Genomic DNA, 15,769 nt, shown 5'->3' on the forward strand with positions numbered 1-15,769 from the left:
GAAGGATGCCCGTGGCCAAGGAAAAACCGCTGACCATCGTCATTGCTGCTGACACTTATCCGCCAGACGTTAACGGAGCAGCGATGTTTTGCTACCGGTTGGCTACGGCGATGCATGCGCGAGGCCACCGGGTGCACGTGTTGGCAGCCCGTGGCGACAAGGGAAAGACCTATACGGAAATCCGCGATGAGGCTATTGTCCATCGCTTGCAATCGCACTCGGTACCGACCCATGAATACTTCCGCATCGTGTTCCCGTGGGAAGTCAATAAGCAGATCAGCAAGCTGCTCTCGGATATCAAGCCCGACGTGGTCCACGCCCAGAGCCACTACATGATTGGCCAGCGCACCATCGCATGGGCGCGGAAGAACAACGTTCGCTCCATCGCGACGAATCACTTCATGCCGGAAAACCTGGACCCATTCCTGCCGTTCCCGCAATGGTTCAAGCGAATTGTCGCGCACAATTCGTGGAAAGACATGGGGAAGATCTTTGGCCGTGCGGATACCGTCACGACCCCCACTCCGCTGGCCGCCAAGGCCATGCGCGAACGGGCCAAACTGAACCACGTGCTCCCGCTGTCCAATGGCATTGAGATCGGCAACTACGAGCTGGCGGACGGGGAAGAAATCATCCGCAATGAGTTCCCTACGATCTTGTTCGCGGGCCGCCTCGCGGTGGAAAAGAACATCAACGAACTGATCGAGGCTTTGCCTCTGATGAGCAAGGTGCCTGACGCCATCATCGAGATCGTCGGAGGCGGAGAGCAGCGCGCTCATCTGGAGAAGATCGCAGATGATTTGCAGATCCGAGACCGCGTCCGTTTCCTGGGGCACGTCAGTGACGAGCAATTGCGCCAGGCCTACCTGCGTTGCGACGTATTCTGCCAGCCAGGCACCGCCGAGCTGCAGTCATTGGTGACACTTGAGGCGCTTTCGGCGTCCAAGCCAGTGGTCCTGGCCAACGCGATGGCGCTGCCGCATCTGGTGGATGAAGGCGTCAACGGCTATATGTTCACGCCGGGTGATCGGCAGGATCTGGCCAACAAGCTGGACCAGGTTCTGGCCCTGGACGAGCAGCACCGCGCCAAGATGGGTGAAGCTGGCCACGAAAAGGTGAAGAACCACGCGCAGGAAAAGACGATGAACTCCTTCGAAGCCCTCTACCGGGGCCAAGAAGTGAGCACCCACTAGCCGGAATGTCATCATTGGGTGCGCCAAATCGGTGTTTCGGCTAGTGATGCCCTAGAATATTTCGAGTGTGGTTGCACCGCTCCGGCGATGGACCCATGTGGGGAGTTAGCTCAGTTGGTTAGAGCAGGGGACTCATAATCCCTTGGTCGTCGGTTCAAGTCCGTCACTCCCTACCAAGGCAGATCGTCCAGCAGCTATTGAAAAATTAGCTGCTGGACGATTTTCTTGTTCCCGGCTCCGCTCCAGTGCACAGCTGGATCCCGCTGGATGCACGGGTGTGTGAAGAAGTGCATGGGAGCCGGATGATGATCCGGCTCGTGCGGCCCTCGAGCGATGCCGCGTCATTCGTTCAACGGCAAGAGGATCGACGGACGCATGTCGCGGATCAGCAATACCGGGTCGATATATTCTCCATCGAGGCGCACACCCCAGTGGATGCAACGGCCAGAGCAATGTGCGCCGGTTGCCACCTGGCCCACTTTGGCACCCGCCTCCACCCAGTCGCCCACCGCGACTTCAGCGGAAACCGGTTCAATGCTGGTTTTGAACCCGGAACCGTGGTCGATAACCAGCACAGGCCGGTCCACGATCGCTGAAGCGAACGTGACCCGGCCGCGCTGCGGTGCGAAAACGGCATCACCAGCGCTGGCTGCCAAGTCCACGCCTCGGTGCCCGGGAAGCCAATTTTTCTCCGGTTTGTCGAAGGGCACCAGAATTGCCGGTTCGCCAGCCAGCGGCCAGCGCCAGCCATTGGTGGCGGCAAGTGCGGCAGGTACCTGGACTTGCTGCGGCTCGGCGTCCGTGGGCGCGGCCGGAGGAAAGCTGAAGGCCAGCAACAGAACCTGCAATCCTGCGAAGAGATACTTGATTTTCATCTTTCCAAGGTGTCCCCGGAACATGGATCATGGGCAACCGGGGGAACGGATTGTGGGCAAGGCAATGGGCTGCAGATCACCAAAACCGCCGTGCGGGGCAAGGGGTTCTCTGTAGTACACTTGAAGCAGCAGTGTCGTGTCACAGGTGTGTCCAAAATTGGGTGCATCGGGCAGGAGATTGACTTCGCGTATGAGTATTCACAGCTAAATCGGCTGTGGCCTGAGGTTCCAGTGGTCCGAGAGAATCGGTGGACCGAAGCCGAGATGCCAAGCATCAATCGGTACTCATGCCAGGGCGGATATCCACAATGGCTATCTGCATCAACCCGAACAACCAAGAGCAGTTACCGCGGGCGCACGCGCGCCCGGTCCGCCACTGCTGAAAGGAGTTGCGACATGCCAGTCGTAACCATGCGAGAGCTGCTTGACAGCGGCGTCCACTTCGGCCACCAGACCCGTCGCTGGAACCCAAAGATGAAGCGCTTCATCTTCACCGAGCGCAACGGCATCTACATCATCGACCTGCAGCAGTCGCTGTCGTTCATCGACCGTGCTTACGAGTTCGTGAAGCAGACCGTTGCCCACGGCGGCACCGTACTGTTCGTCGGTACCAAGAAGCAGGCTCAGGAAGCCATTGCCGAGCAGGCTAACCGCGTTGGCCAGCCATACGTCAACCAGCGTTGGCTCGGTGGTATGCTGACCAACTTCCAGACCGTTTCCAAGCGCGTTCAGCGCATGAAGGAACTGGAAGAGATCAACTTCGAGGACGTTGCCGGCTCGGGCCACACCAAGAAGGAACTGCTGCTGCTGAAGCGAGAGCTGACCAAGCTGCAGAACAACCTCGGTGGTATCCGCAACCTGACCCGCACCCCTTCCGCTATCTGGATCGTTGACACCAAGAAGGAACACTTGGCTATCGACGAAGCCCAGAAGCTGGGCATCCCAGTTGTGGCCATCCTGGACACCAACTGCGATCCAGACGAGGTTACCTACCCAATCCCAGGCAACGACGACGCAATCCGCTCCGTCAACCTGCTGACCCGCGTTGTTGCTGACGCTGTGGCCGAAGGCCTCATCGCCAAGAACAACAAGGCTGCCGGCAAGACCGAGGGTGCTGCTGAGCCAATGGCTGAGTGGGAGCGCGAACTGCTTGAGGGCGAGAAGGCCAAGGCCGAAGCTCCAGCTGCAGATGCTGCAACCGAGGCTCCAGAAGCCAAGTAGTCACCTCCGTGACTCCAGAAGTTTGCCTGGGCGCACTAGCGTGTAGCTCGAGGTGAACTTCACCAAGTCTTGTGGGACGGGCCGGAAATCCGACCCGTCCCATAAGCAAAATAAACTTGAAACTCCTAGCTGAATGGGATTGCACGTGGCAAACTACACCGCTGCTGATATCAAGGCACTGCGCGAGCGCACTGGCGCCGGCATGATGGACGTTAAGAAGGCACTGGACGAGGCCAACGGCGACGCCGAGAAGGCCATCGAGATCATCCGTGTCAAGGGACTGAAGGGCGCTACCAAGCGCGAAGGCCGTTCGACTGCTGAAGGCCTGGTTGCTGCCAAGGTTGAGGGCAACGTCGGCGTGATGATCGAGATCAACTGCGAGACCGACTTCGTAGCGAAGAACGACAAGTTCATCGCACTGGCCAACAAGGTCCTGGATGCCGCTGTGGCTTCCGGCGCTGCAGATGCAGAAGCACTGCTGGCTTACGAGCTGGATGGCAAGACCGTTGGCGACACCGTCATCGAAGAGGGCGCAATCCTCGGCGAGAAGGTTGTTGTACGCCGTGTTGCACGCATCGAGGGTGCCAAGGTTGCTTCGTACCTGCACAAGACCAGCAAGGACCTGCCAGCCCAGGTTGGCGTCCTGATGGCTGTTGACGCTGACAGCGAAGCTGCCGCAACCGTCGCGCACGACGTTGCAGTGCACACCGCTGCAATGGCTCCTACCTACCTGTCCCGCGAAGAGGTTCCAGCTGACAAGGTTGCCGACGAGCGCCGCATCGCTGACGAAACCGCTCGCGCAGAGGGCAAGCCAGAAGCTGCACTCACCAAGATCGTTGAAGGCCGCCTGACCGGCTTCTTCAAGGAGATCGTCCTGGTTGACCAGGCTTTCGCCAAGGACGCAAAGAAGTCCGTTGGCCAGGTCTTCGAGGAAGCTGGCACCAAGCCAGTTGCTTTCGCACGCTTCCGCGTTGGCGCCTAGGCTTTGCAGCTCTAGGCAGTAGCCATACGCATTAAGCGAACCGCGTTCGGGGCAACCTGAGCGCACAAGATCAAAGGGAGGTGGGCACCGAGAGAAAACTCGGTGACTCGCCTCCCTTTTCTTGAGCCCGGATCTCACGATAGCTTGGGATCTGGGACGTAGAACCCCCAGCTTGATTCCGACCTCCAGGAGTAAGACACCTCATGCCAAGCACCCCAGAAACCAAACGACGCCGCGTACTGCTCAAGCTCTCCGGCGAAGTATTCGGCGGCGGCAAGATCGGCGTTGACCCAGATACCGTTCGCGGCATCGCCCAGCAGATCGCCCAGACCGTTGGCGAGGTCGAGGTGGCAATCGTGGTTGGCGGCGGCAATTTCTTCCGTGGCGCGGAACTCTCCGCTTCCGGCATGGACCGCTCGCGCGCAGACTACATGGGCATGCTCGGCACCGTCATGAACTGCCTGGCGCTGCAGGACTTCCTGGAGCAGTGCGGTGTTGAAACCCGCGTCCAGTCGGCCATCGCCATGGCCCAGGTCGCCGAAAACTACATTCCGCGCCGTGCCATCCGCCACATGGAGAAGGACCGCGTCGTCATCTTCGGCGCCGGCGCCGGCCTGCCGTACTTCTCCACCGATACCGTGGCCGCGCAGCGTGCCCTGGAAGTCGATGCTGACGAAGTCCTGATGGCCAAGTCGGGGGTGGACGGCGTATACACTGCCGACCCGAAGACCGACCCAACCGCCACCAAGCTGGATACCCTGACCTACAGCGACGCCCTGGTCAAGAACATCCGCGTGATGGACCAGACCGCCATGACCATGTGCAAGGACAACAAGCTGGACATGCTGGTCTTCGGCATGGAAGGCGAGGGAAATGTGGCCGCGGCAATTCGCGGCGAGCGGATTGGCACCACCGTCACCGTCTAATCGGTGATCGTGGCTTAGGATTGAAGTAGATTTAATTTCCCTTAGCGGAAACACAGATGAAGTACTTGAGGAGTACCGGTGATTGAGGAAACGCTGGCGGATACCGCCGAAAAGATGGAACGCACCATTGAGGCCGCCAAGGAGGACTTCGCGACGATCCGTACCGGTCGTGCCCACCCAGGCATGTACTCGAAGGTCATGGTGGACTACTACGGTTCCCCAACCCCGCTGCAGCAGCTGGCTTCCTTCGCAGTGCCAGAAGCACGCACCATCACCATCACCCCATTCGATGTGACCGCTTTGCGCGAAATCGAAAAGGCTCTGGGCGATCCAGAAGTTGGCGCCAACCCATCCTCGGACGGCAAGATGATCCGCGTTGTCCTTCCGGTGCTGACTGAAGAGCGCCGCAAGGAATACGTCAAGCTGGCCAAGGCCAAGGGCGAGGACGCTCGCGTTGCACTGCGCAATCACCGCCGCAAGGCCAAGGATTCCATCGACAAGTTCGTCAAGGACGGCGAAATTGGCGAGGACGAGGGTACCCGTGCAGAAAAGGACCTCGACGCGCTGACCAAGAAGCACGTTGACGCAGTCGATGAGATCTTGAAGAAAAAAGAAGCAGAGCTGCTGGAAGTCTAATGCCAGGCTCGACAGACAACACTGAGGGCAACGCTTCGGCGGTGCCCTCAGTGGCATCCGGAGAATCCCAGCCCCTGACCCGACGTGAAGCTCGCGCGCGGCGCGAAGCCGCCGCCAAGGGGAAGAAACGCGGTTTCATGAAAAACCGCGGGGCAAAGGAAGCTTCAGAACCTGCCACTGGAATCCAGGAACCGGTCAAGCCTGCACCTGCCACTGCGGTACCCGCTCCAGCGGCCATGACAACGCCGGTAGCAGCAGTGAAACCGGATGCCGGAAAAGATGCCGCATTGCTGACCCCTCAACCAGCTGCGGCTGGCAGCCAGGCAGTCGCGGAATCGACCGGCAAGGCTGATGCCGCCAAGGCTGATACCGGGCAAGCGAAAGAGCGCGCCAAAGCCGCTTTCAAGGCCGACCTGTCCAAGCCGGTGGAAGCTGAGGCGCAGGCATCTGCCATGCAGGCAGAACCAGCGAAGCCTGCACAGTCGGCGGCACCCGGAAAGGACAAGACGGTTCCGGACCCCGCTGCCGAAGATGACAAGCCGGAGAAGGCAGAATCAGCCACACCGGAAGCCGTATCTGCGACGCAGAATCCCGCGCCCGCAGACAGCAAGCTGCCTGCTCCGCCGGTATCCGATTCCACGGACCTTGCCGAGACCGGGGAACCCGACGCGGAAGAAGCAGATATCCCTGCGGAGCTGCTGATCGGAACCCCGGAACCGAAGAAGTCGCGTGCAGGGCGCAATCTGCCAGCGGCCATCGGCGTCGGCGTGCTGTTGCTCGGAGTCGTGCTGGTTGGCCTGCTGTGGTTCCACCCGCTGCTGGTCATCGCGCTGATCGCGCTCAGCTGCATTGGCTGCTGGGAGGTGGCCAGGGCTACTACCCATGCCAAGACATCGGTACCGCAATTGCCGTTGTACCTGTCTTCGATCTTGTTGCCGGCCAGTGCCATCTGGGGCGGGGTAGAGGCACTCGGGTTCAGCTATATTGCCTGCATCCTGATCGCTTTGCTCTTCAGGCTGATGGATGGGGCCAAGGGCGCTGTGGCCTCGGTGATGAGCAGCGTGTTCATCATCAGCTGGGTGCCGCTGCTGCTGTCCTTTGCCCTGCTCATTCTCGATTCGGTCAATGGCCAGTGGCTCATCGCCACGTTGCTGCTGCTTGCGGTCGCCAATGACACTTTCGGCTACATTGTGGGCGTGCTGATCGGCAAGCATCCGATGGCGCCGAAGATTTCGCCGAAGAAGTCATGGGAAGGCTTTGCCGGATCAATGCTCGGTTCCATGGCCATTGGCGCATCCGCAATGCACTTCTGGATGGGCATGCCATGGTGGACGGGTGTCATCCTGGCGTTCTTCACCACCATTGCAGCGACTACCGGCGACTTCTCGGAATCCATGGTCAAGCGCGAACTGGGCATCAAGGACATGAGCAACCTGCTTCCTGGCCATGGCGGAATCATGGACCGCTTGGACTCGGTCCTGTTCGTCATTCCGCTGGGTTACGTGATTTCACATGTGCTGGCCTGGAGTGTCGCAGTCTTCTGACCGCGTCCCCGGCCCGCGACGCCAGCGGGTGTGATCCGCTACCGGAATGCACTCGCTGGTGTGGCCATCAGGCCAACTATCGGCACAAGCCAATAGAATATGAGGGGTATCGCCTGAGTGCGGTGCCCAACGGATATCTCCCTAGAGAAAAAGGAACTGTCGTGTCGCAGCAGCAAGATGCTCCGTTTTCCCGCGTACCGGACTCGGAATTCGGCTACAACGCAAAGCAAGTTGATGCGTTCCTGAGCCGTGCCCGTGCCACCTTCAACGGTGGAGGAAACGACGACAGTGTGGTCACCAGCCACCTGATTCGCCGCACCACTTTTGCACCGCAGAAGGGCGGGTACCAGGCCCGCGAAGTCGATGGCGCGCTGGACCGCTTGGAAGATGTCTTTGCCAAGCGCGAGCGCGATGACTTGATTGCCCATCAGGGCGAAGAGGTTTGGCTGCAGCAGGTTGGCCGCCTGGCCGCGATCCTGCGTGGCCGCTTGCACCGTGCCAAGGGCGAGCGTTTCCGCCGTCCTTCGCGTTCCAACGCGTCGAGCTACAACATCGAGGACGTCGATCGCCTGTGCGATCAGCTCATCGACTACTTCGAGAACGACGTGCCGATGGCCGTTGACACCGTGCGCCGCGTGGAATTCCGTTCTGCGCAGGGCACCGATGGCTACGAGGAGTCGCAGGTCGATGCGTTCCTCGACCGTGTAGTCGAGCTGATGGCTTCGATCGACTAGTCGCCGCCACCGGCTCCAAAGCCATGCCGCGGTCGGCGGCGGGAAATTCTCTCCCGTTGCCGTCCGCGGCTTTTTGCATTCATAGAGGGAAGAACCGGATAGCTTAGAGGCCTGGCTGTTCGTGGTGGGCCAACCAGTCGCGCAGCATGTTCTCCAGCACCGGACGGTCGGCGGGGGAGAGCTGTTCTACGAGGCGCTTTTCGTTGCGCATGTGGGCGGCAAAGGCTTCGTCGATTTTCTCTTTGCCGTTGGCAGTCAAGAAGATCAGGCGTCCTCGACGGTCTTCACCGGACTGGGTCCGGGTGACCCAGCCATTGCCTACGAGCTTGTCCAGCCGCTTGGTCATGGCTCCGGTGGTCACCATCGTCTGCAAGGCAAGTTCGCCGGGAGTCAGGGAGAACGGTTCGCCTGCCCGCCGCAAGGTTGCCAGCACATCGAATTCGGCTTCGGTCAGCCCGTGTTCTGCATACACCGCACAGAGCTCTTCAGTGAGGTAATTGGCCAGCCGGTGAAGCCGTCCGATAATTCCCTGCGGAGCGGTGTCGAGATCCGGACGCTGTTTGGCCCACTGCTGCTGGATGCGCGAGACATGGTCATTGTGCTGCATCCCTTTATTATATCTTCCAAGGAAGCTAAAGTATCTTCCATGGAAGATACTTTAGCTTCTGCCGGAAACCGGCTGCGGTCATTGGGATGGGTTGCGCTGACCGCGATTGCCCCGATCGCGTGGGGGTCCAACTACTACGTCACCAGGGAATTCCTTCCGGAAGACTCGGCGCTCTGGGGTGCGGCGATCCGCGCGTTGCCCGCAGGCTTGGTGTTGCTGGCGATATCCAGGAAACTGCCACACGGCAGCTGGTGGTGGAAATCCGCGGTCCTGGGCATCCTGAACATCGGCGCCTTCTTCGCTCTGGTCTACGTGGTGGCGCAACTGCTGCCATCGGGTGTCGCTGCGACGACCATGGCGAGTTCCGCCGGTGCGCTCATGCTGTTCGCCTGGCTCATGCTCGGCGAGCGACCTGCACGCTGGCCGATGATCGGAGCGCTCATGGGATTCATCGGCGTGGCCGTCATGGTCTTCGATGCGCAGGGCGGCATCGATATCCGGGGCATCATCTCGTCCTTGGTCGCGATGCTCTGCTCAAGTGCCGGATTCATCTTGACCAAGCGGTGGTCGCAAGGGCTGCCGATTATCCGGGTCACGGCCTGGCAGCTGGTGGCCGGAGGGGCAGTCCTGGTGCCCTGCGCGCTGCTCGTGCATGGAGCGCCGCCTCAGCTTGGTATCCAGGCGGCGGCGGGCTTCGGATATGTCAGCCTCGTTGCTACCGCGGCCGCATACCTCGCCTGGTTCACCGGGCTGCGCCAACTGCCAGCATCGTCCGTGGGCCTTTTCGGCCTGCTCAATCCAGTCACCGGCGTCCTGCTCGGAACCCTGCTGGCAGCCGAAAGCCTTGGGCTTCAAAGCATTTTGGGGATGGGCTTGGTGCTCGGCGGAGTCCTGCTGGGGCTGGCCAACGGCTCCCGGCGCAGGCTACTTCCTGTACCACAGTTGCCAAGCCGCGACGCGCCTGCCGGGCAAGCGGTGAAGAGCTGCTAGAACTTCGCCCGCCAGTCCGGGACATGGAGCAGGGCCATGACGCGTTCAACGTTGGCTGGCACGCTGCGCTTGGTGCTGCGCGAAACGAAGATCATCACCAGGAAGGCCAGCGGAACGCTCCACGCCGCGGGCTGGCGCAGCAGATGGATCCAGATCTCGTCTTCCTGGGGCAGGAAGGTGCCGATCATCAAGGACAGCCCGCAGGAAATGCCGCCGGCCAGCAGGCCGGCAATCGCACCTCGCGCGGTCAGCGAACGCCACCAGATGCCCAGCAGCAGCAGCGGGCAGATCGTCGATGCAGTGAAAGCGAAGACGTTGCCAATGGCACCGGCCAAGGCCAAGGAATTCGTCACCACCGCAATCAAGACCGGCAGTGCGGTAGCCAGAACGGTCGAGATCCTGAACCCGCGCACGGTGCCGGAAAAGAATTCCTGCGACAGCGCGCCAGCGAGGGATACCACCAACCCGGAGGTGGTGGACAGGAATGCGGCGAAGGCGCCGCCGACCACGATTGCGGTCAGCGCGTCGCCCAGGAATCCTTCGAAAAGGCGTGAGGGCAGCAACAGGATGGTGGCATCTGTTTCATTGGTGGCCCCGAGCTCCGGGGTGTACAGCAAGCCCAGGACACCCAACGTCGTGGGCAACAGGTAGAAGGCCGAGAGCAAGCACAGCACAATCACCGTGGTGGTACGCGCTGCCTGGCCCGTCGGGTTCGTGTAGAAGCGCACCAGCACATGCGGCAAGCCTAGGGTGCCGAAGAGCAGCGCCAAGATGATGGAGACCGTCTCGTAGAGATTCATCGAATTCGCGGACTCCAGCTGCGCGTACAGGGCCTGCGCATGGCCGGAGGACGAATGCTCGGGGATGGCGCGCCCCAGCAAGAAGATCGTGGGGATGACCAGGGCAGCCAGCTTGAACCAGTATTGGAATGCCTGGACGAAGGTCACCGAACGCATCCCGCCGGACAGCACCGTCACGCAGACCACCGCCGCGACAATGACCGGACCGACCCAACTGGGGAATCCGGTGGCAATGGCGAGGGTCAGGGCTGCTCCGTGCATCTGCGGAACGATATACAGCCAGCAGATCACCACCACCAGATAAGTGGTGAGCTTGCGCAGCATCGGGGAGCCTTCAAAGCGGATCTGCGCAAAGTCCGGAATGGTGTAGGCCCGGGAACGCCGCAGGGGAGCTGCAACGAACAGCAGCAGCATCAAGTAGCCTGCGGTGTAGCCGATGGGGAACCACAACCCCGATTGCCCCGAGAGCACAATCAGCCCGGCAACACCCAGGAACGACGCCGCCGAAAGGTACTCGCCGCCAATCGCCGAGGCGTTCCACCACGGGCGCACGGTGCGCGAAGCGACGTAGAAGTCGGACGTAGTACGGGACAGGCGCAAGCCATGGAAGGCAATCAGCATGGTCGTCAGGCAGACCAGCACCAAGGATGAAACTGACAGCAAGCTAGCCACGGCTGATGCTCCGATACCGTTCTTCATTGCGCTCGGCGGCCCTGTTGTAGAGCATTCCAGCCACGATGATCAGCGGATACATCCCGATGCCCAAAACCCACCAAGGCAGCGGCAAGCCGAGCAGGCGGATGTCCTCGAAGACCGGCCAGAACACGAGCAGCGCGCTGATGCCGACCAGCAGCGCCAGCAGGCCCGCAGCCACGGCGCAGGCCAGCCGCAGCTGAGAACGGATCAGCTGGCGAACATAGAATTCTTCTGCCGTGTGCTCGGGGCGCGCAGGGGAGACCTTCAGGGAGGCGTCTTGCGGAGCCTGCACGCGCACGCGTTGCGGACGCTGTTCAGCGAATCGTCCGGGCGTTGGGGGCTCTTGCCGGCTGCTGTCTTGGGGAATCTGTTCCACGGAAGGCCAGCTGCTTCCTACAGCGGGCGGACGCGGTTGGCGGCCAGGCGCTCACGCAGGTAGGGCAATGCGCGACGGGAAATGGGAAGCTCGGTGCTGTTGACCACCACGGCGGCCTTGCCGGTTTGCAGGCGCACGGTCTCGATCTTGTCCATGCACACCAGGTAGGAACGGTGGATCCGAACGAAGCCGGACTCGCCCCACTGCTGCTCCAGATCGTTGAGCGGAACCCGGATGAGGTAGCTCGAATCCTTGGTGTGCAATCGTGCATAGTCGCCCTGCGCCTGGACATAGGCGATATCCGCGCGGGGAATCAGCTTGGTGATGCCGCCCTGGTCCACCGTGATCATTTCCGGCTTCGCAGGGGTATCTTCCACCAGTTCGCAGATGCGGCGCACGGATTCGGCCAGGCGCTGCGGGCGAATGGGCTTGAGCACGTAGTCGATGGCGGCCAATTCGAAGGCCTGCAGTGCCTGGTCCTCATCGGCAGTGACAAAGACGATGAGCGGGGGATTGGCGAAGCGGGAAATGACGCGGGCGATATCCAGACCTGACAACGCAGGCATGTGGATATCCAGGAACAGTGCGTCGACCGCATTTTCCTCCAGCGCCTTCAGCGCCGCGGCACCCGAGGTGGCGCGGTGAATTTTCCCGATGCGCGAATCCTGGCTGAGCAGAAAAGCGATCTCTTCTACCGCTGGAAGTTCATCATCGGCAACCACCACGTTAATCATGCGAAAATTCTACCGTTTATCGGGACTATCTAAACATCGGACGCAATGGCGCTGGGTGGACGGAACTTCGGGACGCGCAAGGTGATCAGTGTTCCTGCCCCCGGCGCGGTCTCGATGACCAGACCATTTGAATTGCCGTAGAGCTGGCGCATGCGCAGGTCCACGTTGCGCAGGCCCACATGCATATTCGGGGTGTCGCCGGCCAGCACGCTGGCCAGCTGCTCGGGATCCATGCCCATGCCATCATCTTCCACGCTGATCAACGCGTGCATTCCGTCCTCGGTGGCGGTAATGGAGATGACTCCGCCATCTGGACGTGCTTCCAGGCCATGGCGCACGGCATTTTCAACCAGCGGCTGCAGGGCCAGGAACGGAATTTGCGTGGGCAGCACCTCGGGGGCGATCTGCAGGGAGACCTTGATGCGCTCGCCGAAGCGGGCCTTTTCCAGCAGCAGGTAGCGGTCGATGGCTTCCAGCTCTTCGGCCAGGGTGGTGAATTCGCCGCGGCGGCGGAAGGAGTAGCGGGTGAAGTCCGCGAATTCGATGACCAGCTCGCGGGCGCGAGCAGGATCAGTGTTGATGAACGAGGCGATCGCATTCAGCGAGTTGTAGATGAAATGCGGGGAGATCTGGGCGCGCAAGGCCCGCATCTGCGCTTCGAGCAGCATGGCCTTGGACTCATCCAGCTGCGCGGTGGAGACCTGCGCCGAAACGAAGACTGCCACTTCGGAGACGGCCCGCACAAAGCTGGCGCCGGCCCTGCGCGACAGCGCCGTCACCGTCCCGACACTCAGATCTCCTACGGTGATGGGTGCTGAAACGAAGTCCATGCCGGAAGAGCGTTCTACCTGGGTCTTGCCGGTCGCCAGCGCGCTTTTCGAAACGTTGGCTGCTGTCTCTTCATGCTCCGCAGTGAAATCGGCACCGGCATCGCTGGCCAGCACGTGGGTGGTGTCGGAGATCAGCAGCACCTGGCAGTTCAGCAGCCGGCGCAGCGCCTTGGTGCTTTTCGCCGCTCCGTCCTCGGTCAGGCCGCGTTCCAAATGGGGGACCGCAACCGACATGTGGTGCAGCGTCTTGTAGGTGGCTTCTTCGACGTCGGTGCCCATTTCCCGGGTGGAGCGGGAGATCTTGAAACCGAAGTAGCCGACAAGGGCGATTCCGACCAGCACGATGGCGACGATCAGGGTGACTTGCAGTGCTGGAGACATGTACCCCATCTTAGAGCCCCGCGAAATCCGTTGACCGTTCAGCGCGCCAAGGTGCGCCGTTGGGCGCAGAAAGCAGTCCGTTGAGCCACGAGCGGCACAGGCCCCCTAGTCGCCAAAGGAATAATCCCCAATAGTGAACTTAGTCACACAAGAGATGTGCGCTCAGTCACATCACCAACTCGCTCAAGGAGGGCATCATGAGTGCCAACCCGGAACACGACGTCTCTGCCGGCGTTGATTTCGTCAAGGAGAGCCAATCCGAGGAATTCCAGGAACTGCGCAAGACCCACCGCAGCTTCGTCTTCCCGATGGCCATCTTCTTCCTCGTCTGGTATTTCGCCTATGTGCTGCTAGCCGACTACGCCCACGACTTCATGTCCATCAAGGTCCTGGGCAACATCAACATGGGTATTGTTCTCGGGTTGCTGCAGTTCGTGTCGACATTCGCGATCACCGCTGCCTACGTCAGCTTCTCGAATAAGAAGCTCGACCCGAAAGCAACCAAGATCCGTGAGCGCCTTGAGCGCGAGGGAGTGAACTAGATGAACCAGCTCAGCATCCTGGCCCAGGCCGCAGGCGAGTCGACCCAGGTCGGCAACCCCCTGGTCAATATCGCCATCTTCCTGGCCTTCGTGGGCGTCACCTTGGTGATCGTGCTCCGTGCCTCCAAGAACAACAAGACCGCAGCCGACTACTACGCCGGCGGCCGCTCCTTCAGCGGAACGCAGAACGGCACCGCCATTGCCGGCGACTACCTCTCGGCGGCATCCTTCCTGGGTATTGTCGGCGCTATCGCCATCCAGGGCTACGACGGCTTCCTCTACTCGATCGGCTTCCTGGTCGCCTGGCTGGTTGCCTTGCTGCTGGTCGCAGAGCTGCTGCGCAACACCGGCAAGTTCACCATGGCCGACGTGCTGTCCTTCCGCCTCAAGCAGCGCCCGGTGCGCATCGCTGCGGCGATCTCCACCCTCGCGGTGTGCGTCTTCTACCTGCTGGCGCAGATGGCTGGCGCAGGTGCGCTGGTCTCCCTGCTGCTGGGCATCGACGAGAAGTTCGGCCAGTCTCTGGTGATCGTCATCGTTGGCGCACTGATGATCCTCTACGTGCTGGTAGGTGGCATGAAAGGCACCACCTGGGTGCAGATCATCAAGGCCTGCCTGCTGATTGCCGGCGCGCTGATCATGACCGTGTGGACGCTGGCCCTGTTCGGCTTCAACTTCTCCGAACTGCTGGGCAAGGCAGCTGAAGTGGCTGGCAACCCGGAAATCCTGAACCCGGGCATGAAGTACGGCGTTTCGGAAACCTCCAAGCTGGACTTCATCTCGCTGGCGCTGGCCCTGGTGCTCGGCACCGCAGGCCTGCCGCACGTGCTGATGCGCTTCTACACCGTTCCTACCGCCAAGGAAGCCCGCAAGTCGGTAGTCTGGGCCATCTGGCTGATCGGCGCCTTCTACCTGTTCACCCTGGTGCTGGGCTTCGGTGCCGGCGCGCTGATCGGCCCGGATCGGATCCAGGCGGCTCCCGGTGGCGTGAACTCGGCGGCACCGCTGCTGGCCTACGAACTGGGCGGCACCGTCCTGCTGGGCCTGATCTCCGCAGTGGCCTTCGCAACCATCCTGGCGGTGGTTGCCGGTCTGACCATCACCGCAGCCGCTTCCTTCGCCCACGATGTGTACGCCTCGGTGATCGCCAAGGACAAGTCCACCCCGGAGATGGAAATGAAGGTGGCTCGCCGCACGGTTCTGGTGATCGGCGTCTTCGCCATCGCCGGCGGCATCGGCGCCCAGGGCCAGAATGTGGCCTTCCTTGTGGCACTGGCCTTCGCGGTCGCGGCCTCGGCAAACCTGCCGACCATCCTGTACTCGCTTTTCTGGAAGGGCTTCAAGACCCGCGGTGCAGTCTGGTCCATGTACGGCGGCCTCGGCTCGGCCCTGCTCCTGATCATCATCTCGCCGGTCTTCTCCGGTTCGGAAACCTCGATGATCCCGAGCATCGACATGGTGATCTTCCCGCTGGCCAACCCGGGCATCGTCTCGATTCCTCTGGCCTTCTTCCTGGGCTGGCTGGGCTCGGTCACCGATAAAGGTGTCGAGGACATCGCCAAGCAGGCGGAAATGGAAGTCCGTTCGCTGACCGGTGTCGGTGCTGAAAAGGCTGTCGACCACTAGCCGGGAATAGCGGCAAGCGCAAAAGCAGAGTTCCGGGAACCAGCCAGCAGGCTGGTTCCCGGAACTTTTTTGCTGC

16 protein-coding genes and 1 tRNA gene are annotated in these 15,769 nt (G+C 61.2%); 11 read left to right on the forward strand and 6 right to left on the reverse strand.

The features are described 5' to 3' along the window. Window positions 1-5: 5 nt before the first annotated feature. Window positions 6-1,193: a glycosyltransferase gene (locus tag ACLQ8T_RS04520; RefSeq protein ID WP_204721177.1), complete on the forward strand. Its 1,188-nt coding sequence runs from the start codon at window positions 6-8 to the stop codon at window positions 1,191-1,193. Window positions 1,194-1,292: 99 nt separating this feature from the next. Then, window positions 1,293-1,369: transfer RNA gene (locus ACLQ8T_RS04525), tRNA-Ile, on the forward strand. Window positions 1,370-1,534: 165 nt separating this feature from the next. Here the strand turns inward: ACLQ8T_RS04525 and ACLQ8T_RS04530 are convergent. After that, a complete protein-coding gene (locus ACLQ8T_RS04530) occupies window positions 1,535-2,068 on the reverse strand; it encodes a M23 family metallopeptidase (protein WP_204721179.1) in 534 nt (177 codons plus the stop codon). A gap of 396 nt (window positions 2,069-2,464) precedes the next feature. Here ACLQ8T_RS04530 and rpsB point away from each other — a divergent pair, with 396 nt between their 5' ends. The 6 genes from rpsB (at window position 2,465) to ACLQ8T_RS04560 (ending at window position 8,111) form a co-directional block, all read left to right on the forward strand. Further along, a complete protein-coding gene (rpsB, locus tag ACLQ8T_RS04535) occupies window positions 2,465-3,289 on the forward strand; it encodes a 30S ribosomal protein S2 (RefSeq protein ID WP_038989721.1) in 825 nt (274 codons plus the stop codon). A gap of 145 nt (window positions 3,290-3,434) precedes the next feature. After that, entirely contained in the window at window positions 3,435-4,271 is an 837-nt protein-coding gene (gene tsf / locus ACLQ8T_RS04540; protein ID WP_038990119.1) for a translation elongation factor Ts, read from the forward strand. Between the two features lie 203 nt (window positions 4,272-4,474). Further along, on the forward strand, window positions 4,475-5,197 hold the full coding sequence (gene pyrH / locus ACLQ8T_RS04545; protein WP_038989720.1) for a UMP kinase: 723 nt from the start codon (window positions 4,475-4,477) through the stop codon (window positions 5,195-5,197). A gap of 78 nt (window positions 5,198-5,275) precedes the next feature. Then, window positions 5,276-5,833, forward strand: a complete 558-nt coding sequence (gene frr, locus ACLQ8T_RS04550; RefSeq protein WP_038989719.1) for a ribosome recycling factor — start codon at window positions 5,276-5,278, stop codon at window positions 5,831-5,833. Further along, window positions 5,833-7,377 carry a phosphatidate cytidylyltransferase gene (locus ACLQ8T_RS04555; RefSeq protein ID WP_413455823.1) on the forward strand — a complete coding sequence of 515 codons (1,545 nt, stop codon included), beginning with the start codon at window positions 5,833-5,835 and terminating at the stop codon, window positions 7,375-7,377. The genes frr and ACLQ8T_RS04555 overlap by 1 nt, the downstream gene beginning before the upstream one ends. Before the next feature lie 161 nt (window positions 7,378-7,538). Next, entirely contained in the window at window positions 7,539-8,111 is a 573-nt protein-coding gene (locus tag ACLQ8T_RS04560) for a DivIVA domain-containing protein (protein WP_038989718.1), read from the forward strand. A gap of 103 nt (window positions 8,112-8,214) precedes the next feature. Here ACLQ8T_RS04560 and ACLQ8T_RS04565 read toward each other — a convergent pair whose 3' ends face one another. Then, entirely contained in the window at window positions 8,215-8,718 is a 504-nt protein-coding gene (locus tag ACLQ8T_RS04565; RefSeq protein WP_413455824.1) for a MarR family winged helix-turn-helix transcriptional regulator, read from the reverse strand. A gap of 39 nt (window positions 8,719-8,757) precedes the next feature. On the opposite strand from ACLQ8T_RS04565, the gene ACLQ8T_RS04570 reads away from it, so the two are divergent. Then, a complete protein-coding gene (locus ACLQ8T_RS04570; protein WP_413455825.1) occupies window positions 8,758-9,708 on the forward strand; it encodes a DMT family transporter in 951 nt (316 codons plus the stop codon). Here the strand turns inward: ACLQ8T_RS04570 and ACLQ8T_RS04575 are convergent. The 4 genes from ACLQ8T_RS04575 to ACLQ8T_RS04590 are packed head-to-tail and all read right to left on the reverse strand — an operon-like array spanning window position 9,705 to window position 13,525. Next, window positions 9,705-11,180 (reverse strand): cation acetate symporter, encoded by a 1,476-nt coding sequence (locus ACLQ8T_RS04575; protein WP_413455826.1) that lies wholly within the window; start codon window positions 11,178-11,180, stop codon window positions 9,705-9,707. The two genes, ACLQ8T_RS04570 and ACLQ8T_RS04575, sit on opposite strands and share 4 nt — an antisense overlap. Next, entirely contained in the window at window positions 11,173-11,580 is a 408-nt protein-coding gene (locus tag ACLQ8T_RS04580) for a hypothetical protein (protein ID WP_204721185.1), read from the reverse strand. Before ACLQ8T_RS04580 ends, ACLQ8T_RS04575 begins: the two co-directional genes overlap by 8 nt. 17 nt (window positions 11,581-11,597) lie before the next feature. Next, entirely contained in the window at window positions 11,598-12,314 is a 717-nt protein-coding gene (locus ACLQ8T_RS04585; protein ID WP_413455827.1) for a LytR/AlgR family response regulator transcription factor, read from the reverse strand. 29 nt (window positions 12,315-12,343) lie between these two features. Beyond that, window positions 12,344-13,525: a sensor histidine kinase gene (locus tag ACLQ8T_RS04590; RefSeq protein ID WP_413455828.1), complete on the reverse strand. Its 1,182-nt coding sequence runs from the start codon at window positions 13,523-13,525 to the stop codon at window positions 12,344-12,346. Window positions 13,526-13,722: 197 nt separating this feature from the next. Between ACLQ8T_RS04590 and ACLQ8T_RS04595 the strand changes: the two genes are divergently transcribed. Next, entirely contained in the window at window positions 13,723-14,067 is a 345-nt protein-coding gene (locus tag ACLQ8T_RS04595) for a DUF485 domain-containing protein (RefSeq protein ID WP_204721191.1), read from the forward strand. After that, window positions 14,068-15,693, forward strand: coding sequence for a cation acetate symporter (locus tag ACLQ8T_RS04600; protein WP_413455829.1), 1,626 nt, complete (start codon window positions 14,068-14,070; stop codon window positions 15,691-15,693). Window positions 15,694-15,769: the final 76 nt, after the last annotated feature.

Source organism: Glutamicibacter sp. FR1 (assembly GCF_047300825.1).
In the GTDB taxonomy this organism is placed as follows: domain Bacteria; phylum Actinomycetota; class Actinomycetes; order Actinomycetales; family Micrococcaceae; genus Glutamicibacter; species Glutamicibacter nicotianae.